The sequence below is a fragment of the Klebsiella sp. B345 genome (assembly GCF_051131735.1).
GTDB lineage: Bacteria > Pseudomonadota > Gammaproteobacteria > Enterobacterales > Enterobacteriaceae > Klebsiella.
The window spans coordinates 3,557,530-3,580,502 of the sequence record NZ_CP180443.1 but is presented as its reverse complement, the minus strand read 5'-3'; the positions used below and the strand labels follow the sequence as shown (position 1 = coordinate 3,580,502).

Below are 22,973 nucleotides of genomic sequence, written 5' to 3'. Positions count from 1 at the left end.
TTTCTATTATCATGACTTGTATGGTAGTAGACATAAAGTAAAAATAGGGTTTACTCTCATCCTCCTTGAATCCCCGTAATGCACCGAACCCCGCTTAACCGCGGGAACTTTTAGCGCAAAAAAACACCTTTACGGAGTAGGTATGTCGCTGATAAATAATAACTTCATGATAAACAACGAGCCAGGACGGCGGTTATATTCTGATGTAGCAAAAACATTGCCGATTATTGATTACCACTGCCATCTTGATGCTAAAGCGATTTGGGAAAATAAACCGTTTCGCGATATCACCCAGCTGTGGCTGGAAGGCGACCATTATAAATGGCGGGCGATGCGGGCCAACGGCATTGCCGAACGGTACATTACGGGACAAGCCAGCGCGGAGGAAAAATTTGCCGCTTGGGCGCAGACGGTCGAATCCAGTTTTGGTAATCCGCTGTATCACTGGACGCACCTCGAGCTGAAACACTATTTTGGCATCGACGACACGCTCAACAGTAAAAACTGGCGCGATATTATGGCGCGCTGTAATGCGCAGTTACGTCAGGACGATTTTTTACCGCAGGCGCTGATCTGCCGCTCCAACGTCGAAGCGCTGTGCACCACCGACGGCCCGCTCGACGATCTGACATGGCACCAGCTGCTGGCGACAAAGGCCGATTTCGCTCCCCGGGTTCTGCCCACCTTCCGCCCGGATGAGCTGTTCGACGCCCATCCCGAGCGCTTTCTGACGTTTGTCTCGAAGCTGGCGCAGAAAACGCAGCAGACCATCACCTCGCTGGAAACTTTCCTGGCCGCCCTCGAGGCGCGGGTAAGCTTTTTCCACGACACCGGCTGTCGCGTGTCGGATCACGGGCCGCTGGAGATCCGCTTCCGCCCGCTCGACGCAGTCGCGCAGGCCGCGCTGTTTCAGCGTCGGCTGGCAGGCGATACGCTGACGGAAGACGAATGCCAGGCCTGGGACAGCATGATCTTTGTCGCGCTGGCCAAAATGTACAAGCAACGCGACTGGGCCATGCAGATCCACTTTGGCGCCATTCGTAACAACAACCTGCCGATGTTCAATCAGGTCGGCATCAACTGCGGTTTTGACTCCATCGGCGATCAGACTCATCTGGCGCAGAGCCTCAACGCGTTGCTCAACGCCATGGTGGAAAATAACGGTCTGCCTAAAACCATTGTTTATAACCTCAACGCCCGCGACAACGACGTGGTGGCCTCCACCATCGCCAACTTCCAGAGCGGTGAAGACGGCATGAAATCGCCGCTACAGTTCGGCTCCGGGTGGTGGTTTAACGATACGCGACGCGGCATGGTCAACCAGCTAAACACGCTGGCCGATCAGGGCTTGCTGGCCAACTTTATCGGCATGCTCACCGACTCCCGCAGCTTTGTCTCCTATACCCGCCATGACTATTTCCGCCGGATCCTCTGCGACCTGGTGGGCGGCTGGGTCGAGCGCGGCGAAGTGCCGGACGATCGCGACATCCTCGACACCATGATCCGCGGAATTTGCGTGGACAACGCCCGCCGTTATTTTCGTTTTTGATCGCCAGAGACAGGGATAAAACATGACTCGTCAAAACAGAAAGGTAACCATCCCCGTCAGTATCGGCTACGGTCTGACGGACATCATGGGCGGCGGCGCATTTACCGTTATCGGCGCCTGGCTGCTGTTCTTCTACACCACGTTTGTCGGCCTGTCGCCGATTGAAGCGGCATCGATTGTGGCGATCGCGCGCATCGTCGATGCCGTCGTGAGCCTGTTTATGGGCAGCTTCACGGACCACTTTTATAAAAACTATCTCGGTAAGAAATTCGGCCGTCGCCGGTTCTTCCTGCTGATCGGCGCGCCGCTGATGCTGGTTTATACCCTGCTGTGGCTGGACGGCATGAACTACTGGTTCTATCTCGCGGTGTATCTGGCCTTTGAGATCATCGCCGCCATGGTGCTGATCCCGTGGGAGACGCTGCCTTCAGAGATGACCAAAGATTTTAATGGCCGGACCAAGCTGTCCACCTGCCGCATGTTCCTGTCGGCCTCCGGGACCTTTCTGGCGACCTTTATTCCAGGCCTGCTGATTGCCGCGCTGGGGGAAAACAACGCCGATGCGTATCTGATCAACGGCGTGGTGTTTGCCGTGATGTTTATGATCTGCGTGTTTATTTCGTGGAAAGTGACCTGGGAACGCGAGCTGACGCCGGAAATGCTGGCGGAACTGGAGAAAGAGCAGAAACCGACAAGCGGCGCCGAAAAACTGGCGGCTTTTGGCAACCTGTTCAAGGAGTATGCCTCGACCCTGAAAGTCCGTGCGTTCCGTAAGCACCTGGCGATCTATCTGTTCTCCTTTACGGCAAAAGATGTCTACAACACCGTGTTCGTGTTCTTCTGCGTTTACTGCCTGCAGGTCTCCTCTTCGCTGGCGGGATCGCTGCTGTCGATGAGTATTGTCGGGCTGCCGGTAACCCTGGCGGCGGGCGTGGCAATCATTAAGTATGGCCCTTCCCGGCTGTATGTTTTCGCCTACTGCCTGATGCTGCTGTGCCTCGGCGGCTTCTTCCTGGTGTATCAGTTCCCGACCGACAATAAAGTCATGCTGCTGGTGATCCTCGCTGGCGTATATCAGGTTGGCCGCTGCGTGCTGGAATTTACGCCGTGGAATGTCTTCCCGTTTATTCCCGATATTGACGAGATGATCACCCGCCAGCGTCGTGAAGGGCTGTTTGCCGCCGTGATGACCTTCTCGCGGAAAACGACGGTCGCCATCGCCACCTTTGCCGTAGGCCTGCTGCTGCAAAGCGGCGGCTTCGTGAAAGGCAGCCTGACGCAGCCGCAGGAAGCCATCAACACCATCGCCACGCTGCTGTTTGCCGGCACCGCCGTGCTGCTGCTGATTGCGTTGTGGCAGGCGCTGACCTTCCATCTGAACAAGCGCACGCACAAGATTTTTGTCGATGAGATTGAGCGCCTGAAGGCCAACGGTCTTAAGCAGGAAGTGACGCCTGAAGCACGCCATGTGGTTGAAGACCTGACGGGTTACCGCTATGACACGCTGTGGTGCGACACGCCGCCGGAGCGGGCAAAGGCAGGAGAGCCCACCACCGTTCTGAACTGACAAGCTATGTGGCAGCAGCATCACGCCTGCTGCCACATAGCTCAGTAGCACACGCAAAAAGCCGGTGTACCGCCCTCTCGCGAGCATCGGCTTTTTACTGCTCCCCCCCGGGGCGTGAGCCCACCGAGAGGAACCCGAGCTACTGCACCATCTTCTGCGTTTTTTCGACGTCTTTCAGACCGCCTTCATTGATGGCGTGCTTATACCCCAGCTCCTGCAGCATCTTTTCCGCTTTACCGGACTGGTTGCCGGTATTGCAGTACAGATGCAGCGTGTCGTCTTTATCTTTGGTGACTTCGCCAATGCGTGCTTCCAGCTGCTTCAGGGGAATGTTTGTCGCCCCTTCCACATGCGTTTCCTGATACTGGTCGGGAGTGCGGACATCAATCCAGTGTTCAGCGGCCCACAATGACGTGGAGGCCATGAGCAGAGCGCCCGTTACGATCGTTTTTTTGACTGTCTGACCCAGAGTAAACATCACGGTAGTTCTCCTTTTTTGTTTTTCCTGACATCGGCAGCCATAGTAGGTGAAATTATTCCTGCAGTTCTTTGACCTCATCTGGAAAATGACGAGAAACTGTTCAGGAACCTCGCACGGGTTGCTTTTCAGACCAAATAGCCATAATCCATTCATGGATTATATGCATGTGTAAAAGCGAGTAAAAACAGCGGGAACAGTGGAGGACTGAGATAAAATGGCTATGCTTAAAGATAACGTCACGTTGTAATTCATTGATTTTATTTCCAGGGAGTAGATATGGGGTTCTGGAGAATTGTATTGACGATTATTCTGCCGCCGCTCGGTGTGCTGTTAGGTAAAGGCTTCGGCTGGGCATTTATTCTGAATATTGTGCTGACCCTGCTGGGCTACATCCCCGGCCTGATTCATGCTTTCTGGGTACAAACGCGCGATTGATCCACGTTCCTGTACGGCGCAGCAGCGCCGTTTTTATTTGTTCGCTGATACCGGGCCTGCCCGCAGTTTATATTCACTTCATTTATTCTTCAAAATATATCCAGCCGCATTATCATTTTTATTTAACTCTGAAAACAAGGCAGAAGGTTCTTATTATGTTTTGTTTTCAGCTGGACTTTATTTTTATTACTGGGTAAATTTACAGGTGTTATTTAGTCGCGATATGAACGTGTGACTGCACGCCTACATCGCTCATCACAATCACTATTTATAGAGAATAGCCATTATGACTGATGTGGATTGTATTTCAGATTCGGGTGAACCAGAAGTATTGCCAAAAAATAAGCGCCAGTTAACCGTGGGTTATGTGCGTCGTTTTGCCGACCACAGCCGTCTTGCTGCATTGACCATGAGCGGCAAGTGGCTGGAGGCAGCCGGGTTTACGACAGGCACCAAGGTGGATGTGCGGGTGATGGACGGCTGCATTGTGCTAACGGCAATTGACCCCGAGCCGAAACTGGAAGCGGCGATGCGCCGGGTTGAGAAGCTGTCGGCAAGAAAGCAAAAGCAGGTTCAGGAGTTTATTGGGGTGATAGAAGGGAAAGGTGCGCGGGCGTAATCAGCATTGCTCCTGATGGGTCAGGAGCGTTTATTTTCTTGCAGCAGATGTTGTAATGCTTGCGGTGTTAACGGCGGATGAGTTCGATGCAGCATCGCATGGCAATTAGGGCATACCGGAATAAGATCGGTGTTGGGGTTCAGCTGGTAATCCTGTTTAATCGCCGACAGCGGTACCAGATGGTGAACGTGAATAAAGCCTTTGCCAATATTTCCGTATTGTTTTTCCATATCGAGGCCGCACACTTTGCACGCACAACCATGATAGCGAATTGCGGCCTCCCGGGCGCGACGATCCCTTTCGTAGCGGTTAACCATGACCTGAGTAGCCGCCCCTTCGACAAAATCAGCCGTCGAGCGCCATTCCTCCGGGAAGACATATTCCTCAGTCGAGTCATTTTCTTCAGGACCATGAATGATCCGAAACCCTTGTTCGGTCAGCAGTCTGACGCACTTCGATTTAACCCCACCGCTAAAGTCCGCCGGCGTAAATTCCACGCCCGTCATCAGGGTCGCGGCGATGCCCACGATGGCTTTTGAGGGATAGCGACGCCCTTCAAATTCCACTTCATACAACCGCGCCGGCTTGAATTGATGCACGACACCGGCATCGTAAGCGTGGATGGCTTCGATGATATATTTGCGTGGTAGATGGTCAGGCAGCGTTTTCATAGAGTGAATTATTGTTGTCGAAAGAGGCTTTATTATACGTAAAGCGGCAAGTTACTTTCTAATACATGCATTCAAATTATGAATCAAACGAGACCGGAGTTAAGTCTCAGGGCTTAGAAGCTTGAACAGGCGGTGTTTTGCGAGCATCATCGCAATTATTTAGCTCACGATCTGACGCGATGGCTTCCAGTAAAACCCTACAACACGCAATTGCCAATATCACAATCTGGCGTAAAGGCGAACAGCGTGCACCGCATAAGCCGCTGTTGTTACTCCACGTGCTGTCTCAATATCAGCGTGGACACCCGCGGATGTTTGATTACACGTCTGAGATTCGCGATCAGCTACGTAGTCTGCTGGAACGTTTTGGCCCGCAGCGTGCGCAATACCGCCCGGATATGCCTTTCTGGCGTTTAAAAGGCGACGGATTCTGGGAACTTCACAACGCCGAGCTTTGCTCGACAATAGGAAGTGACCAGCCCCCACCTAAAGAGCTGGAATCCTGCCACGTGGCGGGAGGTTTTGACGAAGCGCATTACTCGCTACTCGCCGCCAACCACAAGCTGATTAACACCCTGGCACATCAGATCCTCGACGCCCATTTTCCGGAGAGTATCCAGGAAGAGATCGCCGACGAGATGGGTTTTAGTCTCCAGCAAATCCGTAGGGAACGCGATCCGCAGTTCCGCCAGCAGGTCCTTAGGGCCTATAACTACGAGTGCGCCATCTGCGGCTTCAATATGCGCCACGATAATACTTCCGTTGCGCTGGAAGCGGCCCATATCAAATGGAAGCAGCATGGCGGACCCTGTGAAATCCCCAACGGTCTGGCGCTGTGCGCCATTCACCATAAGGCGTTTGATAAAGGATCGATTGGCCTGGATGAGCATATGCGGGTCCAGATTTCTCCAGCCGTTAACGGTAGCGGCATCGTCGGGAGGCTGTTCTGGGACTTTGACGGAAAACCGATCGGCTTACCGCAAGGGCGAGATAATTACCCGAAAGAGGGTTTTGTGGAATGGCACAGGAAAGAGGTGTTTAGGGGCTAGTTTAGGTAGGGAAAAGCCAGAGAAGTGGTGTTGGTGCGAAGGCCGGACTCAAAACACAATATAACTAATTGATACAAAAGAATTTAATATTGCTAACTCAAAAACATGCCCCTTTTTGTGCCCCCAGCCGTTTTGTTGCCATTGTATGGATAACGAGTTGAAGCATATACCTTTTATGGATAGTTATTCTTACCGGTTAGGTTCCGTCATGCGGATCCTTACCAGAACAAAACTTAACAACCCATTAATTTGACAGCCGCCCTGATATAACTCTCTTCAGGTTTGAATCGTGACATGTGTCGCACGCAGATAACCGGAATATTTCTACTGTTAAGATTGGCCATAAATGCGAAAGTAGTGTGGTAGCCTTTCGGCTGAGAAAATTTGAGAGTAGTTGCATCGCCAAAGTGCTTTAGCAACAAACTCGCGGCTGAGAGTGACTGGAGACTGTTGCTATATGCAACGATCAAATCTGGTTCGCTCAAATGGGCTGTTACATGCTCAAAAAATGCCATTGAGTTTGCTTCGATTTCATTCATTGTCATCTCGTGACGAGCTGCTTCTTTTTTCAGGGTTGCAGCATTCTGAGAACACATCATTAATGCGTTGGTATAAATAACATCTTCCCAGCTATAACCGAGACAAGAAGGTATTTGCTGGAGTCTTTTAGCAAGATGAGTGATCCCCCATTTTCCTTGTATCCCTTCTTGAATACCTGAAATAAAAGGATGTTCATAATCTTGCAGAATAGACTGGCGGTTAGTCATGCATGAATCAGCTAACGAGCCATTAAAGCCCATCATAATCAGCCTTTTTCTCGATGGCGTTGCAGCCAAGAGGTCAAAAGCGCAGTCATAAGGTCGACCAGGCAAATCAGCCAAGTCAAAGCGGGAGAGTCCTTCTAGAATGAAATCTCTGGTCTTGTCCACTGCTTAAATCTTCTCATGAAGTTGCATAGCAACATCATACGCAAAAAAAGTTTTTTTGCATTTAACTGTTCACACTGTTCACCTCCTTGTTTTTCTTTTTAATATCATAGTGATAGATGGTGAACGGTTGGTGAAGAGTGAACAGTCAACTCTTCACCTCAGCGCGTTTCTGGCCAGTTTCCGGCGACCATCACCGCAATACGATGGTGATGAGGGGGGGGGTAAAAAGTTTTTTTGGGTTTAACTGTTCACACTGTTCACCTTTGGTTTTTTATTAATACTTTCATAGTGATACAGGGTGAACATACGGTGAAGGGTGAACAGTGGATTGTTCACCCTTGAGGGAGGGGCAGATACAAAAAGACCGGCGGTTGCCGGTCTGAGACAGGTTAAGTCGCGGTGGGTTCATCGCACTTCGGCAGCCAGTCGCCGTAGCTTTCTTCTTTCAGCGACAGGTTGGTCTGCATACCTTGCTTTGTGTGCCGCTTCTCATAATTCATCCCGTACTCTTTCAGCATCATGGGCAGCCCCAGCCCGAACATTTTCAGGCTGAGCACATTCCTGTACCCGTTGGCCTCCATATAGGCCAGATACGCGTGATAGAGATATTTACGGTAATTACGCGGGATGATACTGGCATTGCCCATAAACATCCCGCTGGTCTGCGGCAGCGCCTCCAGATAGCCGCAAAAATCAAACGTCGGGTCAGCGTCGCGCTTGATGCTCAGCGCCTCGTCGGAGTTCTGCTGCGACTGGAGCAGCGCGCGGGCACTCATCGGGTCGCTGAACTGCTGCATCAACTGGCGCACAATCACGGCCAGCTCGCGGGCGATTTTATCCCTGAGCTGCGGGTCGCGCTCCTCCGGGGCTATCTGCTCCGGGAAGTGGATGATTACCCGGCGGCGTGACACGCCGCCGCTGCGGTCGGTGAAGCGCATCGGGTTATTGTTGACCGCCAGAATCACCGCCGGAATATGCGTCGAGTACGGGTTCTGGTATTTCGGGTCGACGGAGACCGCATCGCCGCCGGTAATGGCCTTGAGTCCGGCACCGTCACCGCTCCATTTCTCCTGGTCAGGCAGACGAATAAGCGAGAAGCCAATCAGGGAGGCACGCTTGCGCGGGTCTTCCAGCGTGTCGATATCGGCTGACGTGGCGTTATCCTCTCCGGCCAGCATCGTGGCGATTTCGGCGAGGATACTTTTCCCGCTGCCGCCCGGCCCGGTCACTTCGAGAAAGAGCTGCCAGTCGTAGCGGTTCGCCAGCACCATAAACAGTGCGGCCAGAATCACATTACGTTTTGTCGGGTTGCCACTGGCCGCCCGGTCGAGCCAGCGCCAGAAGTTCGGCGCGTGGGTCTCCAGCGTTTCGCCCTCCACCGGCGGGGTAAAATCCACGTCACACAGGGTGCGCAGCCAGTGCGATTTGCTGTGCGGGCTGAACAGGCCGCTTTGGGTATCGAGCACCCCGTTGCGAAAACCAATCAGACGGCGTGCCGGTGCATCCTGCTGCGGAATAATCAGTTTCAGGGTCTCCACCACCGACGCAATTCTCCCCGACGAGAACGGGGCGCGCAGGCGCTGGAACAGCCCGGCCACATCGCGGGCAAAATCAGACGGCGGAATCACCTTCCAGATGCCACTTTCATAGCGGGACAGGAGCTGGCCGTTGGCGTCCACGGCCAGCGCTTCACCGTAATGCTCATGGACCCGCATCGCCTTATCACTGGCGCTCATGGCGGTAAATTCCGCCTCGCTCATGGTGTCGAAGGGGCTTTGTGCCGCTGGCCGGATGGCGGCATAAATGGCTTTCCGCGTGGCATCCTCCCCCTTCAGCATCATCGCATCATTCCAGTCACCGAACACCGGTGGCAGGGCGACAATGCCCTCACAGGCCTGAGCGGCCGCAGCGGCTTTGTTCTGGCCGGTGCCGTTCAGGTCACGGTCAGCGGCGAGGATAATCTGACAGGCCGGGTGTTTCTGACGGGCCAGGCTCGCCAGAGAAAGAAGGTTCACGGACGACAGCGCCACCATGACGGTTTCTCCGGTCAGGTGATGCACGGTAAGGGCCGTCACATAGCCCTCTGCTATCCACAGGCGTTTCCCGGCCTGTTTCTGCCCGTCAATGAGATGGCATGCCCCTTTCACCTGTCCGGCTTTCAGGGTGCGCTTGAGACCCTCAGCGTTAATGAACTGGAGGTTAACCAGCGCGCCGGTCCCGTCATACAGCGGCACCACCACATCACCGGCGCGGTAAGCCACACCGCCGGTTTTGTGAGACGCGGTCAGCGTCAGACACTTACGACCGGCAAAGCCCTTGCGGGTCAGGTAGGCGTTGCCGGTGGCCGGGCGCGTTTTCTCCAGCAGCCCGACGGCCAGCGCGGCCGCCGCCTTGCGGTCGGCCTCCGTTCCGGCCTCTGCGGCTGCCACCACCTCCGGGGACACCGGCGGCAGATGGCCGGTGACGGCGTTCACCTTCCCGGCGGCCTCGGATGCCGATATGCCGAACACCTTCTCAACCAGTTTCAGGCCGTCACCGGCGCCGCACTGGTTACAGAACCATGTGCCGCGCCCCTCTTTATCGTCAAAGCGGAACCGGTCAGCGCCGCCGCACACCGGACAGGCCTGATGGCGGTTTTTTATCACTTTCATTCCCAGCGCCGGGAGAATGCGCGGCCAGTGGCCGCACGCCTGTTTTACGGTGTCCGTTACGTTCATTTTCATGGTGATTGTCTCCCTCAGTGCAGTACAGGCGATGTCAGATGGCGGGCGCAGAGCTCATCCATCACGGCGAGCCCGAGGAAGGACAGCGACGGGGCAGCTTTCAGCGGCCCGGCCTGCATCAAATCTTCCAGCAGCGCACAGGCAATCAGACGGCCTTTTTCCTCGCCGTGCTGGCGCAGATAGAAGCCCTCCAGCTCGGCGGCGATGGCGCTTTCCAGCGCGTCAAGGGTGAGGTGGGGATAGCGGTGCTGACGTTCGCACAGGGTCAGCCAGGCACAGGCCACGGCCCGGCGATACAGCGCGGCACGCAATACAGGCGGCAGAGGCGTTTTCATACGTTGCCCTCCCCGGTCAGCCAGCGCTGGTTGCAGCGTTCGACCACGCCGTCGAGCTGGGCGGTCATGAGGTAAATCACGGAGGTAAGCTGTAACTGCTGAGTCGGGTCACGACGCAGGGAGGTGCAGTCCTGCACCTGCATCAGCTCGCTAACAAGGTGGCCGACGTTGCGAAGATGCTCCAGGCATTCAAGGTCATTCTGGCTGAATGCAGTCAGGCGCTGATTTTGTAGTATGGCTGAGGTGTTAACAGGCATGATTCCGTCTCCTGAGGATGTGCGTATCCCTGCGCAAGTACGCACATTTTATTTTTGGGTGTCGTTTTTAATTACAGATAATGGCGGTAGCTGTTATCCGGTTTTATTTTCGTGTCCGTGTCGACATTATTCCGCCATTTCCGCACCGCCGGTGCCGGACGTCTCTCCGGGGAAATATCACCCGGATACTTATCGATATTCCGCACGCGGTATTGCTGTAATTCCGGGTCAGCAGCGATTTCACGTAAAACGGCATGGCGGTTTTCAGGGTTGCGCTTTATTAAATCGGGGCGCTCACAGGTAAAGTCCCGCAAAAAGCGACCGAGCGGAATTTCTGCCATGCTGCCACCGGCAATAATACGAATAAGGATGGTGTAGGTGTGCCGGTACGGATTCCAGACCAGCCCCGGACAGCGGTACGGCATGTCCCACGGAATACCATCGGCCAGCATGCCCGACACCATTACGTCAGGAAAACCGGAGCTCCGGTATATTTCACCCGGCTGAGGGAAATCAAACATGCTGTTCACCTCCGCTCACCGACGGTGGGGCCACGAAATCCCGGCACAGGCCTTTGGCTTTGAGCTCCTCCAGCACGTAGCTGATGTCCTCATGCAGATAACTCAGAATATGGGGCACCGAAAGCTGATGCAGGCCGGAGAGTTCACGTTGTTTCAAATCAAGCCCGACAAAGTGTGTCATGGCGCTGGCGCGATTGAGTTTGTGGTAAGCCTCAATGCTGAGGTGCTCGCGGAAGGTGCCAGTGTCATCGCAACGCACAGAGACGCACTGAATGCTGGTTTCAGTAGGCATGTGATGCCTCCGCAAGCGGCAGACGGGCGGCAAGAGAAAGAACGTATTCGCGGACAAGGGAGCGACGTGCGGTACGCTCGTCACCGGCAATGGTGCGGAGCATGCAAATGCGTGGCTTACGATCAGTGCGACGAACAGCCGCAAATACAAAGACAAACTCAGGGTGAGACGGGGTGAGGATAGTAGCCATGATGGCAGCCTCCAATAAGTAGCGGTTACTGCTACCACCGGAAACGCCAATTTCACTGGTGGTAGCCCGAACGGGGTTGGCGTAACCGGCCTTATTGGAAACCGGCCAGCCCGAAGGCTGCCCCGCGCGGGCCACCATTATTTTGCTGAAGCTACGGTGTATACATAAACACCACAGCCCGGAAAATGAGTGTGCCTGAGCTACGACGTAAAAAAAGACGCAAGGCGCGTCTGAGGTCGCCAATAAGTAATTCGGAACGCCAATTCCGGCTGCCGATTTTGCGGCAACAGCAAAACTGTACCAGGAAACACACAACAGATGCAAGCCAGAAAAAGGGGCTCCTTGCTGAACGATCATCATCATGCGTCATAGCCCCGATTGCGTTCGGCGATACGGTCGGCCATCCATCCGGTGATTTCCGACTGCGCCCACGCCACGTTTTTCCCGCCGAGGGAGATTTGTTTCGGGAAAGCCTCCCGGCTGATGAGGTCGTAAATCGTGGAGCGGGACAGCCCGCACAAATGCATCACTTCGGGCAGGCGGATAAAGCGCTCCTGAACGGCGTCAGAAACCGGCATCAGCGGTGCGACAGGGGCAGAAGACGGGGAAGAAAAAGCGGTGTGCATCGGGCTACCTCATAAAGTCCATACAGTGCCGGTCGTGTCCGTCCGGCTTCGGGTAGCTTTTTATTTTGTGAATATTTTCCCTCAGAGCAACAAGTCATTTTGTAGTGGTCCACCACACAACAGACTCATTTTTTTAACAAAATCAAGAGCTGACTATTAAAGAGCACTAATGGCCATTAATGGACACTACAGTGGTTGATGAAAAAAAGCGCAATAGCCAGATTGAATTAAAATATTCATTTTTATTCAAAATAAATCTAAAGGCTGAAAAAGCAGTCAACGGTTAATAAACAGGCAGGGTGAACAGTGGTGAACAGTGGGTGAACAGTCAACCCCTCAACTGTTCACCCTTTATCTTACTGTATTACTTATATTTTTTCTTATGGTGAACAGTGGTGAATAGTTAACAGTAAAAAAACAAACGGTGAGTATGCTTTTCCTGAGACCTTTCTCTGGCAAGCCGGGTTTTGACGTCCTGTTTGTGCCAGAACTGCCACAACCGCAACAGGTCGTGTTGTTGTGTGTGCCCCGGCAGAATCACCTCAAGTTGAAACCACGAGGAAATCTGCCATGACCGACACCCCCTTTATCCCTGATTACCTGAAACCGGCGCTGGAGCGACTGGCCGCAGCCCGAGAGGCCCATCTTGAACAGGCCCGCCGGATGGAGGACACCCTGACGGCCATTACCCGCGCGGAGGAGCAGAAAGCGGCGCTGGAGCAGGACAACGGCAGCGATACCCGCACATGGCGTGCCGCTTTCCGTGCCGGGGGTGCCATGCTGACCGATGAGCTGAAAAGCGGCCATATCGAGCGAGTGGCCCGCCGGGAGCTGGCGCAGGAATGCCACAACCTGACCGAAGTGCTGGCCTTTGAACGTGACCAGCTGAAAGCCACCTGCAACAGCACCGCGCGGGCATTCCGCCAGGCGCATCATGCTGTGCTGAGTAAATACGCGGAGGAAGAGCTTAACCGCGCGCTGAATGACACCCTCGGGCCACTGGTCCGGGCGATGGTGCTGAAAGCAGAGGTGATGGAAAATCCGCTGGCCAACACCACCGGCCATCAGGGGTATATCGAGCCGGAGAAAGAGGTCATGCATCAGGTGGTGACCTTCCTGACCGGGAAAGTGAGCGCCTTCTCCGTCACGCCAGCCGATGAGCCGGTGCTCTCCCTGACCGGCTTCCCGGCCGTCGCGCTTGCGCATATGGACCACGACGCCGCCAGCACGCCCGGCGAGCGTAAGGTCTGGCAGGAGAAAATCCGTCAGCGCGAGGCTGACCTGAAAGCGCGGGGGCTGCTGCCATGATGCACTGTCCGTTCTGCAAAAAGTCGGCGCATGCCCGCACCTCCCGCTATCTGTCGGAGAACGTCAAACAGCGCTATCACCAGTGCACCAACATTGAGTGCTCGGCGACGTTTCGCACCACTGAAGCCATCGACGAGGTTATCCGGCCCCCGGCGGAGAAAGCACCGCCTGTCGCGGAGCCGGTCACACCCCCGGCACCCCGTAAAGTGCAGGGCTGCTACAGCTCGCCATACCGTCATTAATCAGGGGAGAACTGACCATGACCACCCTTACGCTACAGCAGGCTTTTGAAGCCTGTCAGAAGAACGAAACCGCCTGGCTGAACCGTAAAGCCGAACTGGCGGCCGCAGAGCAGGAATATCAGGAACAGGTGCTGGCCGGGGATGACCGTATACCGGGCAGAATGCAGACACTGCGCGACATTATCGATGTCAAAAAATGGGAGATAAATCAGGCCGCCGGGCGCTATATCCGCGCCCATGAAGCGGTACAGCGCATCAGTATCCGCAACCGGCTGAATGACTTTATGCAGGCACACGGGACAGAGCTGGCCGCCACGCTTGCCCCGGAGCTGATGGGACTCAGCCAGCAGCCCGCACTCCTGACCGGCCATGCGCTCGACCGTTCGGCGCATTACCTGCGCGAAGCGCTGTCCGTGTGGCTGAGTACCGGTGAAGAAATTAATTATTCGGCAGAAGACAGCGATATTTTAACGGCCATCGGATTCAGGCCTGACGCGGCTTCGCGGGTGGATAATCAGGAAAAATACACCCCCGCACAGAGCCTGATTTATGCCCGCCGGCGCACGGAGCTGGCCAGTAAATAGCCCCCGCAAAAAATCCCCGAAAATACCGCTATTTTTCCCGAATTAAGCCATGCATCCACAGGGTGCATGGTTTTGCATGCGCTTTCCCGTCCCGTCACTCCCTTCGCAGCCCTGTCCCGGCGCGGCCTGAGCCTGTCCATGCACCTGCATGAAAACCGACCCACGAAGCGGGCAGGCGAGGCGGGGAAAGCACTGCGCGCCAGCGGTAAAGTGTTTATTTAATGATATTTAATTTCGCGGCCTGAGCGCGTCGCTGCGCTGCGCGGGTTTGAGTGAGAGCCTGTGACAGGTGCGATGCTGTTTGAGGATGTAGCGAGCTTCTGAGGCGGCTAGGCTGAGGGAAAGAAAACGCCGCCCGGATGAAGAGATAATTCCGTCAGTTCAGTGTTGAGAGGGGAGCTTTTGATGGGATCGTATCTTGCTTTGAATCCTGTATCAGACAGAGCCGTTGATTCATCTGCATGAAGACATCCCACGAAGCGGGGGAGCATTACGCGCAAAGTTTCAAATTAATTCATAATATCCCCAAATCATTCCAGTCAATCCATTGGAGCTAATGGAGAAAATTTATGACTTCAACCCAAAACTTGCTTTTTTTATTGGCACTATTGCGAGAAATATGCAAGAAATAGCTTGATGTAAGGTGGTTCTTGTCAGTGTCGCAAGATCCTTAAAAATTCGTGGCATGAGAGAGTTAAAGGATGTTGAATCATGTGTATGGATTGATTGGTGTTGTCGGAACCATAATCACTATTGCAACTAGCTTCATTCGTAATCAAGATGTTTCACAATGGTTACTCGTTTGCTCTGGATGGTTAGCAGCACTTCTTATTGGATGGTTTACACACAGAACAATCAAAGCAATAAGCAATAATCACACGGAGGTAATAAAAAGCAGCATGGAGACAATCAAGAATCATAATGAATCAAATCAAAACTTGATGGCAGAAAATAAAGGATTAATTAAAGAGTTGGCAAGAACGTCAGAGCTGAAAGAGAAGATGGAAGATATAGCAGCCTATCTCGCCACCCAGAACCCACAAATGAACGCTATGCGAAGAGCAGCAAGCCGACAAGAAAACAGTGACTCGGAGGCTAATTAAAAATGAAAGTATACTTTGAAAATTACTCATACTATCCAGCGTTGAGAACACGCTTGGCGGAAATGACGGGGCTGAGTAATTTATCACATGAAAATAAGCAGAAAATATTACCTTTAATTTCGTTGGGTAAGTGGCCTCGCTCTGAAGAAATTCAAGTATCTTTAGATAAAACTTTAGAAGTTATGAATAATCTTCCTTTCATTTTGGATGTAACAAAGGAGAACTCTCATCATTGTGCTTCAAGCTTCGAACTACTCTCCCATGAAAATGGCTTTAAAAACTGGATAGATTTTTGCTCGATAAATGACAATATCATCCCAGTAGTTCAAATGCCTGACTCTGCAAAACTTAGAGATATCTCTCTTCAAACAAGAACCTTAGAGGAAATCAAAGGTTCCATTGCTTTCAGAATTAGAAACCTAAATACTGACATCAATAAAACGCTGACATCACTAGTTTCGATGGACTCACCTGAAAATGCTATTGTCTTCATTGATTTAGGATATATAAGAGGTAACGTATCGGCTATCACAGCAGCAGCAATAAATGCAATAAACCAAATTAGAACTGAGATTCCTGAAGCAATAATAAGTGTCTTAGCGACAAGCTTTCCTAGTTCAGTTTCAAATTTCTGTCGGGAAAATGGGCAATCTGGATATATTGATGTAATTGAGAGAGAGTTACATCAGAATATTGGGGGAAGTGATGTCGCAATTTATGGCGATCATGGTTCAATTCATTCTGTTGTTTATGACAATGTCATTGGACGATACATACCTAGGATTGATATAGCGCTAGATGATTCATGGTATTTCGAACGCAGACCTGGTTTGAATAAAGAAGGGTTCATTGAAGCAGCAAAATCAATTCTTGCTGAGTATCCACATTATAAAAAGGAAGACTCTTGGGGCGCAACGATGATAAGAAATGCTGCTATAGGAAATATAGTTGGTATGGGAAGCCCAGCAAAGTGGATTGCAGTTCGAGTGAATCTTCACTTAAACAAGCAAATCGAGCTATCTGAAGCTTTAAAATTTGGTTTTGATCATGATGATGAGGATGACCTTATCTAAGAAAATCTAGGGAAGGTTGACCTTCCCTAACTCACGAGCCTTTTAAGTACTTTTTCCGGAATGTAGCAATTATCATTGCCATACTTTCTAGCTATAGAATCAACGTCAACTTTATGATATTCATTTGATGATTCACTTGGATAAACGTTAGACTCAAATTTAACCAAAGAATTATTCTTTCTTTTAGTTTTACTCAATAAAGAAAGGTCGTTTTTAGATAGCGATTCATTAGCCTGAAGTCTGGACAAAAGCTCATTAGAAGTCGCATGATATCTATTTTTAATAGATGCAATAACAAAACCCCTAATATCACCTAACGATAATTTAGACGCCAAACATTCGAGACTATCTCTGTTTTGTTTATAAGAAAAGGGAACACCATAATGATTAAGTAAACTTTTCAATTCAGATTTAAGAAGAAAGTTCAAGTAAATCAACTTATTTAACCGAGAGCAAATCCGCCCTTTTTGAATTATCTTAAAACGCACACCATGGCTATCAGCCTGATATTCTACAACTCCAATATTCGATGAAACTCTTTTAGATACCTCACAAGTAAATTTTGGAGCACAAACAATTGTAACTTTTTCAAATCTAGAGTTGAATATTTCAACCTGACCATCCAAACGTTTGAGCGAGTCAAAATCACTTTTTATTTCAAAAGCTTGCAAGTGTCCATTTGCGATAGCTAAATCAGCCCTCCGGCTCCAGTTAGCAACTACCATTTCATTAATAATAGTAGCATCACTAAGCATTCCTTTTTTAAATAGCCAATCAATTAAAGCTATTTTTACATCTTGCTCTCGTAACAATTCAACCATTCTCATCGCATCCAATTAAAACTGCTTTTAATTATAGCAAAAAACACTAAAAAACTCTACGCCATGTTAATTAAGCCAATTGTGGAAAATTAACTAAATCCATCTTTGCATTTCGAATATTCGTATGGCGTAATATGCTTTTCACGGTTTATATACAAATAATCAGCCCACCACTGTACCATCAAACGACGCTCGTCCAAATGCTCAGATGTGTGAATATAAGCAGCACGCACATTGTTACGCTCAGAGTGGCTTAACTGACGCTCAATTGCATCATCACTCCAGAGCCCTGACTCACCGAGCGCGCCACGCGCCATCGTCCTAAATCCATGCCCGCAAACCTCAGTTTTCGTGTCATATCCCATGGCACGCAACGCACTATTTACCGTGTTTTCACTCATGACCTTAGTTGCATCGTGATCCCCCGGAAAAAGCAGCTCTTTATCACCACTAATCTGCTTTAACTGGTTTAGCAAAATCATCGCCTGCCGACTAAGCGGAACGATATGCTCCTCTTTCATCTTCATGCCACGGTATGAGTAACGCACGCCTTTAATTTCTTCTCGCTTTGCAGGTACACGCCAAAGAGATTTATCGAAATCAAACTCTTCCCAACGAGCAAAGCGTAACTCGCTGGAACGTACAAAAGTTAGCAGAGAAAGTTCAACCGCGATCCGTGTCATTACACGGCCACGATAAGCAGCAATACGAGCAAGAAACTCAGGGAACCGGCTTGAGGGTAAAGCAGGATAGTGTCTTGCTTTGGTTGTTGATAAAGCACCAGCCATATCACTGGCCGGGTTAGAGTCGATGTAATCGTTCTGGACGGCATAACGCATAATGGCCGTGACACGCTGCTGAAGACGCTGTGCGACGTCATGTTTGCCACTGGCATCAACTTTTTTAATCGGGGCTAACAGGTGGCTGGTTTTGAGCTGGCGAATGTCGGACGAACCGATATGAGGGAAGATATAAAGCTCAAGATAGCGAAGAACGCGCGATCGATGGTCTTCACTCCAGCGCTTGTTACTGGCATGCCATTCGCGAGCAATGGTTTCGAAAGTATATGCCCCCGAATTCTCGGCCTGAGCTTCTTTCTGTTCGGCTTTTGGGTCAATGCCCTGTACTAACAGCTTTTTAGCTTCGTCGCGCTTGGCTCTTGCCTGAGCAAGCGTCACAGTAGGCCAAACACCAAAAGCAAGACGATCCTCTTTTTTGTCAGAGGGGCGTCTGTATTTCATGCGCCAGTATTTAGACCCCTTCGCCGAAACTTCGAGATACAAACCGCCGCCATCGGCCATTTTGTAGGTTTTGTCTTTGGGCTTTGCAGTCTCTACCTGCCTGGCGTTGAGCTTCATTTTGGGGGCACATTTCTAATCGAAGTTAAGATGCCCCCAATTATGCCCCCAATGACATCCGGATTTCAACGGACAACCTCGGACGGCTCAGGACGTAAAAATCGCTGCAAGCATTGATTTTTAAGGGATAATTGGACTTTCTCGGATGATCTTGGAAGTACTAATGGTGCCGAAGGCCGGACTCGAACCGGCACGTATTTCTACGGTCGTTCGCTTGTCTGGCAAGCTCCTGTAATGCTTTGAATCAACTGCTAAAACAGGAAAAGACTTCGACGTTTCACACTATACAATCTCAAGTGCAAAAGCCCTGACAAAATAGCTGGGGTTTGCATGATTTACAAGAGAGATCGTTACTTAGTTTTAGATCCTTGCGGAAACTATCTGGTGAGGATCGCCATACCAAAATACATGCGCCATCTATTCGGAGGGCGGCACAGCTATGTGAAGAGCACAGGCACACGCGATGTGCGCGAAGCCCGGCTCTTTCGCGATGCAGTGGCCCTGGAGTGGATCAAGATACGTAGCCAGCTAAAGCCACAGCGTGATCGAGGCTCGAAGGTGGAGCAAATCCTCAATGAGCTACGCCGGATCGGGACGTATGCACACGAAGCACCAGAACCATTAAGTGCCCCTGTAATGAGTTGCCCTTCTCTCTTGAGAATGCGGGATCAATACATTCTTCAGTTCAGCGAGAAGCGCAAACTCACCACGCTATCGAAGACGAACAAGGCTGTAGAAGTGCTCTTAGAACATCTGAAAAAGCGTGATGTTCAGCTTCGTGACGTTAACCGAACCACCGTTACAGGTTGGCTCGATAAGCTCAAGACGGAAAAAGCACCACAGACGATACAAAACTACGTTAGTGCATTGGCTCAGATCTGGGATCTGGCTCGTAACAGATATCACGACGCACCACAGGAAAACATCTGGCGAGGTCATGCACTGGAGGCCAAAAGTAGCAAGGTGAGCTATGCAGTGTTTGAGCCTGGAGAATTGGCGAAGGTGTTCGCTGTGATGGCAGATGATGAAGAGATGCAGAATGTAGCGCTGATCGGCATGTATAGCGGTATGCGCCTGAATGAAATTTGTTCGCTACGAACAACCAACATCCGAGAAATTGAGGGAGTGCTATGTTTCGAAGTGACTGAGGGAAAGACCAAATCAGCAGCCCGTATTATTCCAGTGCATAGCCTGATCACTCCGTTGGTGTTGTCGCTGCGTGAGAAGCCCCACAACGGCTTTCTATTCTACCGAGCATCAATCACTGATCGTGCAGATGGAAAGCGTTCTACATGGCATGTAAACCGTTTTACAAGGGCAAAGCGTAAGGCTCTTGGGGTTACAGAATCAGAGCGGAAAGTTTTCCACTCGTTACGTCATGGTGTAGCTCAGATTTTGGATCGTGGGGGCGTTGGTCGAGTTAAGTTAAAGCCAGTACCAGAAGACCGTATTGCTTTGCTACTTGGTCATGAGCGTGGATCTACAGAGAGTTTTAAGACTTATAGCAAGAATGCGGCTTCCCCAGTCGAGCTACAACAATACATCGAGTTACTACGCTATCCAGATGTAGAGAATCGATAAAAGGGGCACATCATAGAGAAAGTGAACAGGTAAGTTGAGGTGGTGAGTTGTGAACAAATAACAAACAATCAACCCAGTGTTATCACCTGCTAACAATGTAAATACAATCGCTATAACAGGATAAAATCCCGCACGTTTCGACAACTGTGAATTTATCCAGTTAAATGCTGATTCATCGTTGCACAGCGAAACGGTGAGGTTTATTATAAATACTACATGTTGTGTTAATTCACCAATCAGATACAACATGTGCAACAATTCACTTTCTGAATAGGTGTTGAGAATGGCTAACAACTCAAAGCAGACCTCAAGCAAAGTAGCATCTGTCGCAGCACAAACATTAAACAACCCTAACGCATCTGGAATCCAAAAGAGTCTTGCTGGTTCAGCACTGTCTCAAAAGGGTTCTTCAAACCAAACAAGCGGTGCAATGGAACATAAAGCATCTGCTGCCCTCAACAACCCACGCTCAAGTGAATTAACCAAAGAACTTGCCGCCTCTGTTCTCGCTCAATCGAACAAAGGGCGTAAATGAAAAAAGGGGCGTAAGCCCCTTTTTCTTATCAGCCGCCTGTACTGCTTTGACCGCTGCTTACAGCTAACGTTAACGACTGTTCGAAACTTGCTGCTGATGCTTTAGCGTTGAAATCGATGTAATCAGACAAGCGACTAACATCACTTTGCAGGGTAAGCCCCACTTCTGGATTCACTTGCAGATTGAATGTCGGATTCAGATTGTACGCTGGCGCATTGCCACCAAGTGACATAGCACTATCACGCAGGGATTGCCCTGAAAGGTCGTATTGGTTCGCGGCTGTGCCAGCATTCCCGCCACCAATGCCCAACCAATCCATGATAGCTGGCCCCACTGAACGGCTGTCCCACCCTGTTTTCTCTTGAATCCAATCGGCGCTTGCATTGGCTGAACCATTCACGGCTTTATCGTAGATCGCGTCTGGCGCTGTCTTATTCGGATCAGAGTACAGCGAAGGGAATGTTTCTTTCATCCAGCCGTTAAACTTGCTGAGATCATCAGAGATTTCCTTAGTGAATCCCGTCACTTGTGCTAACAGGTTTCCAAGCTCCGATCCTAATGATTTTGCTGTCTCGTTCAGAGTGGCGGTGTTCTCCGCTAAATCCTTACCTGCGTTACCAAACCCTTCGAGGAAGCCGGAAGTAAGATTCTGGTTAAAGCCATTGTTGACCGCTTGCAACGTGGTGCTGAGGTCGCCGTATGCGTATGTTTGGCGGATCTGTTCATCGTTCAGGGTTTGACCGGAATCGACCATTTTTTGCAGCACGGTAGTAAACTCTGCACCGTTATTCTTGAGCACTGGCACCAGGTAGGACATATCGTTACCGAGGTCTTCTAACAGGTGGCCTATGGACGCATCACTCATCCCTCTACGTTGCCCTTCATTGGTAACGGCTTGCACGAAGTCTAACGGGTTATCCTGGTATTGTGCGATCTGCTGCTTATTCCATCCGAACTGATTCAGGATGTTATCTATCGCCCCATTACCGCCTTTGAATTTTCCAGACTTCTGATCGAAAGTGGTGTTAGTGACTGACTCGCCCAAGCGCTCGCGCACATCTTTGAAATTGTCGGTTATGGTGTCGTAGTTTGAATCAATACCACGTTGACGGTTTGCCTGTACCAGCGCTTTAACAGCGTTTGGGTTCACCTTCACACTGTCGCTTTTTTTCACCAAGTCGAGGTTATCATTGGCTGTCTCACGGACACGAGCCAATACACCAGCCCCAGCAGCCACCGCCGCTGTGCCAGCAAGGAAGCCTGCGCCACCGCCGATCAGATTCAGTCCCTTCTCCTTAATACCCTTTGCCGCCCCTGCATAGTCCGTGCGTTTGGCATGTTTGAGTGCTGCCGCCTGTGACTGAGTGGATGCAGTGATACGGTTTTGCAATGCAGCCTCACGACGCATAAGCGCTATACGCTCACGAAGTTCATAATTCATCTTCTGGCTGCTGATCTGTCCGTTACGGAAAAGCTCTGTCTGCTCGTGAGCAAACTTTGCAAATTGGTGTTGTGTGGCGGCATCCACACCGTATTTTCCAGCTATGCCTTTCATCTGGAGGATGGATGAGCGGCGTTTCAGGTCTGCCGTTTCATTACGTTTTGCAATCTTCGCTGCCTCTCGCACCTGAGTTTTAGCCGCTTTCTCTGCAATACGTTGCTGTTTTAAATCATTGGACGTTTTAGGCATAGCCGCTTTAGCATCTGCCACTTTTTCACGCGCTGATTGTCGGCGTTGCTTCTGAGCCTTGAAACGGATCTTAGGGTTGGCGAGTTTCTCAAAGTGTTTCTGTAGGTCTGTAGCCGCCTTTTTCGCTTCGGCAATACTGCTTCTATCTACGGTGAAAGTAACGGTGTTGACGATTTTAGACGTGTTGATCTCAAGCATCAGCGCCGCCTTGTTTCTGTACGAAGTAATCTATAGCCGTGTTTGGCGTTTCAGAATATCGGTGCATACGTTGTCTTACACCATCGTAAGACACACCGTAAATGATGCAGATCTGACGGAGGGTTAAAAGCTCCGTAGCATCATCGATCTTGATTGCACCGTGTGCGGCGCTCTTTAAAATAAGCTGTAAACTCATTGGTTTATCTCCTTAAACGAAAAAGGGGAAAGCGTATTTC

26 protein-coding genes and 1 pseudogene are annotated in these 22,973 nt (G+C 50.9%); 12 read left to right on the top strand and 15 right to left on the bottom strand.

What is annotated here, in order from left to right:
• The first annotated feature begins 142 nt into the window (after positions 1-142).
• Both uxaC and ACMYSO_RS16815 read left to right on the top strand, forming a co-directional pair.
• On the top strand, positions 143-1,549 hold the full coding sequence (uxaC, locus tag ACMYSO_RS16820) for a glucuronate isomerase (protein ID WP_434666122.1): 1,407 nt from the start codon (positions 143-145) through the stop codon (positions 1,547-1,549).
• Positions 1,550-1,571: 22 nt separating this feature from the next.
• Positions 1,572-3,116: an MFS transporter gene (locus ACMYSO_RS16815; RefSeq protein ID WP_434666119.1), complete on the top strand. Its 1,545-nt coding sequence runs from the start codon at positions 1,572-1,574 to the stop codon at positions 3,114-3,116.
• 139 nt (positions 3,117-3,255) lie between these two features.
• Here ACMYSO_RS16815 and pspE read toward each other — a convergent pair whose 3' ends face one another.
• Positions 3,256-3,594 (bottom strand): thiosulfate sulfurtransferase PspE, encoded by a 339-nt coding sequence (gene pspE / locus ACMYSO_RS16810; protein WP_123757954.1) that lies wholly within the window; start codon positions 3,592-3,594, stop codon positions 3,256-3,258.
• Positions 3,595-3,873: 279 nt separating this feature from the next.
• Here pspE and ACMYSO_RS16805 point away from each other — a divergent pair, with 279 nt between their 5' ends.
• Positions 3,874-4,032, top strand: coding sequence for a YqaE/Pmp3 family membrane protein (locus ACMYSO_RS16805; RefSeq protein ID WP_015585265.1), 159 nt, complete (start codon positions 3,874-3,876; stop codon positions 4,030-4,032).
• 286 nt (positions 4,033-4,318) lie between these two features.
• On the top strand, positions 4,319-4,651 hold the full coding sequence (gene symE / locus ACMYSO_RS16800) for an endoribonuclease SymE (protein WP_434666116.1): 333 nt from the start codon (positions 4,319-4,321) through the stop codon (positions 4,649-4,651).
• Positions 4,652-4,671: 20 nt separating this feature from the next.
• Here symE and ACMYSO_RS16795 read toward each other — a convergent pair whose 3' ends face one another.
• Positions 4,672-5,322 (bottom strand): HNH endonuclease, encoded by a 651-nt coding sequence (locus ACMYSO_RS16795; protein ID WP_434666113.1) that lies wholly within the window; start codon positions 5,320-5,322, stop codon positions 4,672-4,674.
• 179 nt (positions 5,323-5,501) lie between these two features.
• Here ACMYSO_RS16795 and ACMYSO_RS16790 point away from each other — a divergent pair, with 179 nt between their 5' ends.
• Positions 5,502-6,371, top strand: a complete 870-nt coding sequence (locus ACMYSO_RS16790; protein WP_434666110.1) for a phosphorothioated DNA-binding restriction endonuclease — start codon at positions 5,502-5,504, stop codon at positions 6,369-6,371.
• 233 nt (positions 6,372-6,604) lie between these two features.
• On the opposite strand, the gene ACMYSO_RS16785 is transcribed toward ACMYSO_RS16790, so the two are convergent.
• The 9 genes and pseudogenes from ACMYSO_RS16785 to ACMYSO_RS16745 form a co-directional block, all read right to left on the bottom strand.
• Entirely contained in the window at positions 6,605-7,300 is a 696-nt protein-coding gene (locus tag ACMYSO_RS16785) for a hypothetical protein (protein ID WP_004177607.1), read from the bottom strand.
• A gap of 389 nt (positions 7,301-7,689) precedes the next feature.
• A complete protein-coding gene (locus tag ACMYSO_RS16780; RefSeq protein ID WP_434666107.1) occupies positions 7,690-10,023 on the bottom strand; it encodes a primase-helicase zinc-binding domain-containing protein in 2,334 nt (777 codons plus the stop codon).
• Positions 10,024-10,037: 14 nt separating this feature from the next.
• Positions 10,038-10,358: a DUF5375 domain-containing protein gene (locus ACMYSO_RS16775; protein ID WP_002889897.1), complete on the bottom strand. Its 321-nt coding sequence runs from the start codon at positions 10,356-10,358 to the stop codon at positions 10,038-10,040.
• Positions 10,355-10,615, bottom strand: coding sequence for a hypothetical protein (locus ACMYSO_RS16770; RefSeq protein WP_434666099.1), 261 nt, complete (start codon positions 10,613-10,615; stop codon positions 10,355-10,357). The genes ACMYSO_RS16775 and ACMYSO_RS16770 overlap by 4 nt, the downstream gene beginning before the upstream one ends.
• A 71-nt stretch (positions 10,616-10,686) precedes the next feature.
• Positions 10,687-11,136, bottom strand: coding sequence for a hypothetical protein (locus ACMYSO_RS16765; protein WP_136087885.1), 450 nt, complete (start codon positions 11,134-11,136; stop codon positions 10,687-10,689).
• On the bottom strand, positions 11,129-11,428 hold the full coding sequence (locus tag ACMYSO_RS16760) for a Derepression protein (protein WP_163613550.1): 300 nt from the start codon (positions 11,426-11,428) through the stop codon (positions 11,129-11,131). The genes ACMYSO_RS16765 and ACMYSO_RS16760 overlap by 8 nt, the downstream gene beginning before the upstream one ends.
• Entirely contained in the window at positions 11,418-11,618 is a 201-nt protein-coding gene (locus ACMYSO_RS16755; RefSeq protein ID WP_434670827.1) for a host cell division inhibitor Icd-like protein, read from the bottom strand. The genes ACMYSO_RS16760 and ACMYSO_RS16755 overlap by 11 nt, the downstream gene beginning before the upstream one ends.
• A 24-nt stretch (positions 11,619-11,642) precedes the next feature.
• Positions 11,643-11,975, bottom strand: a pseudogene (locus tag ACMYSO_RS16750) (ash family protein); the annotation flags it as partial.
• 2 nt (positions 11,976-11,977) lie between these two features.
• Positions 11,978-12,244: a helix-turn-helix transcriptional regulator gene (locus ACMYSO_RS16745; RefSeq protein ID WP_023339334.1), complete on the bottom strand. Its 267-nt coding sequence runs from the start codon at positions 12,242-12,244 to the stop codon at positions 11,978-11,980.
• Positions 12,245-12,814: 570 nt separating this feature from the next.
• On the opposite strand from ACMYSO_RS16745, the gene ACMYSO_RS16740 reads away from it, so the two are divergent.
• The 5 genes from ACMYSO_RS16740 (at position 12,815) to ACMYSO_RS16720 (ending at position 16,554) form a co-directional block, all read left to right on the top strand.
• On the top strand, positions 12,815-13,552 hold the full coding sequence (locus ACMYSO_RS16740; protein WP_434666094.1) for a glycoprotein 3: 738 nt from the start codon (positions 12,815-12,817) through the stop codon (positions 13,550-13,552).
• Complete coding sequence (locus ACMYSO_RS16735) at positions 13,549-13,794, top strand: ogr/Delta-like zinc finger family protein (RefSeq protein WP_004185270.1); 246 nt, start codon at positions 13,549-13,551, stop codon at positions 13,792-13,794. The genes ACMYSO_RS16740 and ACMYSO_RS16735 overlap by 4 nt, the downstream gene beginning before the upstream one ends.
• A gap of 17 nt (positions 13,795-13,811) precedes the next feature.
• Positions 13,812-14,378 carry a phage polarity suppression protein gene (locus ACMYSO_RS16730; RefSeq protein WP_325902909.1) on the top strand — a complete coding sequence of 189 codons (567 nt, stop codon included), beginning with the start codon at positions 13,812-13,814 and terminating at the stop codon, positions 14,376-14,378.
• Positions 14,379-15,079: 701 nt separating this feature from the next.
• A complete protein-coding gene (locus tag ACMYSO_RS16725) occupies positions 15,080-15,481 on the top strand; it encodes a protein gop (protein ID WP_434666090.1) in 402 nt (133 codons plus the stop codon).
• A gap of 2 nt (positions 15,482-15,483) precedes the next feature.
• Positions 15,484-16,554 carry a beta family protein gene (locus tag ACMYSO_RS16720; protein ID WP_434666087.1) on the top strand — a complete coding sequence of 357 codons (1,071 nt, stop codon included), beginning with the start codon at positions 15,484-15,486 and terminating at the stop codon, positions 16,552-16,554.
• A 26-nt stretch (positions 16,555-16,580) separates the two neighbouring features.
• On the opposite strand, the gene ACMYSO_RS16715 is transcribed toward ACMYSO_RS16720, so the two are convergent.
• Positions 16,581-17,375 carry a sce7726 family protein gene (locus tag ACMYSO_RS16715; protein ID WP_434666084.1) on the bottom strand — a complete coding sequence of 265 codons (795 nt, stop codon included), beginning with the start codon at positions 17,373-17,375 and terminating at the stop codon, positions 16,581-16,583.
• Between the two features lie 89 nt (positions 17,376-17,464).
• Positions 17,465-18,733 (bottom strand): tyrosine-type recombinase/integrase, encoded by a 1,269-nt coding sequence (locus tag ACMYSO_RS16710; RefSeq protein ID WP_434666081.1) that lies wholly within the window; start codon positions 18,731-18,733, stop codon positions 17,465-17,467.
• A gap of 330 nt (positions 18,734-19,063) precedes the next feature.
• Here ACMYSO_RS16710 and ACMYSO_RS16705 point away from each other — a divergent pair, with 330 nt between their 5' ends.
• The gene (locus ACMYSO_RS16705; protein WP_434666078.1) at positions 19,064-20,314 is read left to right on the top strand and encodes a tyrosine-type recombinase/integrase; all 1,251 of its coding nucleotides are present in this window, start codon (positions 19,064-19,066) and stop codon (positions 20,312-20,314) included.
• A 283-nt stretch (positions 20,315-20,597) separates the two neighbouring features.
• Positions 20,598-20,849, top strand: coding sequence for a hypothetical protein (locus tag ACMYSO_RS16700; RefSeq protein ID WP_071603011.1), 252 nt, complete (start codon positions 20,598-20,600; stop codon positions 20,847-20,849).
• Between the two features lie 28 nt (positions 20,850-20,877).
• On the opposite strand, the gene ACMYSO_RS16695 is transcribed toward ACMYSO_RS16700, so the two are convergent.
• Both ACMYSO_RS16695 and ACMYSO_RS16690 read right to left on the bottom strand, forming a co-directional pair.
• Positions 20,878-22,737, bottom strand: coding sequence for a hypothetical protein (locus tag ACMYSO_RS16695; protein WP_434666075.1), 1,860 nt, complete (start codon positions 22,735-22,737; stop codon positions 20,878-20,880).
• Complete coding sequence (locus ACMYSO_RS16690) at positions 22,730-22,933, bottom strand: hypothetical protein (protein WP_434666073.1); 204 nt, start codon at positions 22,931-22,933, stop codon at positions 22,730-22,732. The genes ACMYSO_RS16695 and ACMYSO_RS16690 overlap by 8 nt, the downstream gene beginning before the upstream one ends.
• Positions 22,934-22,973 lie beyond the last annotated feature (40 nt).

Bases quoted from the DNA above. Each gene is read 5' to 3' on its own strand.
- ACMYSO_RS16730 (WP_325902909.1), top strand. From the start codon at position 13,812: ATGACCACCCTTACGCTACAGCAGGCTTTTGAAGCCTGTCAGAAGAAC.
- pspE (WP_123757954.1), bottom strand. From the start codon at position 3,594: ATGTTTACTCTGGGTCAGACAGTCAAAAAAACGATCGTAACGGGCGCT.
- symE (WP_434666116.1), top strand. From the start codon at position 4,319: ATGACTGATGTGGATTGTATTTCAGATTCGGGTGAACCAGAAGTATTG.
- ACMYSO_RS16740 (WP_434666094.1), top strand. From the start codon at position 12,815: ATGACCGACACCCCCTTTATCCCTGATTACCTGAAACCGGCGCTGGAG.
- ACMYSO_RS16695 (WP_434666075.1), bottom strand. From the start codon at position 22,737: ATGCTTGAGATCAACACGTCTAAAATCGTCAACACCGTTACTTTCACC.
- ACMYSO_RS16805 (WP_015585265.1), top strand. From the start codon at position 3,874: ATGGGGTTCTGGAGAATTGTATTGACGATTATTCTGCCGCCGCTCGGT.
- ACMYSO_RS16795 (WP_434666113.1), bottom strand. From the start codon at position 5,322: ATGAAAACGCTGCCTGACCATCTACCACGCAAATATATCATCGAAGCC.
- ACMYSO_RS16720 (WP_434666087.1), top strand. From the start codon at position 15,484: ATGAAAGTATACTTTGAAAATTACTCATACTATCCAGCGTTGAGAACA.
- ACMYSO_RS16690 (WP_434666073.1), bottom strand. From the start codon at position 22,933: ATGAGTTTACAGCTTATTTTAAAGAGCGCCGCACACGGTGCAATCAAG.
- ACMYSO_RS16760 (WP_163613550.1), bottom strand. From the start codon at position 11,428: ATGCCTACTGAAACCAGCATTCAGTGCGTCTCTGTGCGTTGCGATGAC.
- ACMYSO_RS16770 (WP_434666099.1), bottom strand. From the start codon at position 10,615: ATGCCTGTTAACACCTCAGCCATACTACAAAATCAGCGCCTGACTGCA.
- ACMYSO_RS16715 (WP_434666084.1), bottom strand. From the start codon at position 17,375: ATGGTTGAATTGTTACGAGAGCAAGATGTAAAAATAGCTTTAATTGAT.
- ACMYSO_RS16755 (WP_434670827.1), bottom strand. From the start codon at position 11,618: ATGGCTACTATCCTCACCCCGTCTCACCCTGAGTTTGTCTTTGTATTT.
- ACMYSO_RS16815 (WP_434666119.1), top strand. From the start codon at position 1,572: ATGACTCGTCAAAACAGAAAGGTAACCATCCCCGTCAGTATCGGCTAC.
- ACMYSO_RS16780 (WP_434666107.1), bottom strand. From the start codon at position 10,023: ATGAAAATGAACGTAACGGACACCGTAAAACAGGCGTGCGGCCACTGG.
- ACMYSO_RS16790 (WP_434666110.1), top strand. From the start codon at position 5,502: ATGGCTTCCAGTAAAACCCTACAACACGCAATTGCCAATATCACAATC.
- ACMYSO_RS16710 (WP_434666081.1), bottom strand. From the start codon at position 18,733: ATGAAGCTCAACGCCAGGCAGGTAGAGACTGCAAAGCCCAAAGACAAA.
- ACMYSO_RS16775 (WP_002889897.1), bottom strand. From the start codon at position 10,358: ATGAAAACGCCTCTGCCGCCTGTATTGCGTGCCGCGCTGTATCGCCGG.
- ACMYSO_RS16700 (WP_071603011.1), top strand. From the start codon at position 20,598: ATGGCTAACAACTCAAAGCAGACCTCAAGCAAAGTAGCATCTGTCGCA.
- ACMYSO_RS16735 (WP_004185270.1), top strand. From the start codon at position 13,549: ATGATGCACTGTCCGTTCTGCAAAAAGTCGGCGCATGCCCGCACCTCC.
- ACMYSO_RS16765 (WP_136087885.1), bottom strand. From the start codon at position 11,136: ATGTTTGATTTCCCTCAGCCGGGTGAAATATACCGGAGCTCCGGTTTT.
- ACMYSO_RS16725 (WP_434666090.1), top strand. From the start codon at position 15,080: ATGTTGAATCATGTGTATGGATTGATTGGTGTTGTCGGAACCATAATC.
- uxaC (WP_434666122.1), top strand. From the start codon at position 143: ATGTCGCTGATAAATAATAACTTCATGATAAACAACGAGCCAGGACGG.
- ACMYSO_RS16705 (WP_434666078.1), top strand. From the start codon at position 19,064: ATGATTTACAAGAGAGATCGTTACTTAGTTTTAGATCCTTGCGGAAAC.
- ACMYSO_RS16745 (WP_023339334.1), bottom strand. From the start codon at position 12,244: ATGCACACCGCTTTTTCTTCCCCGTCTTCTGCCCCTGTCGCACCGCTG.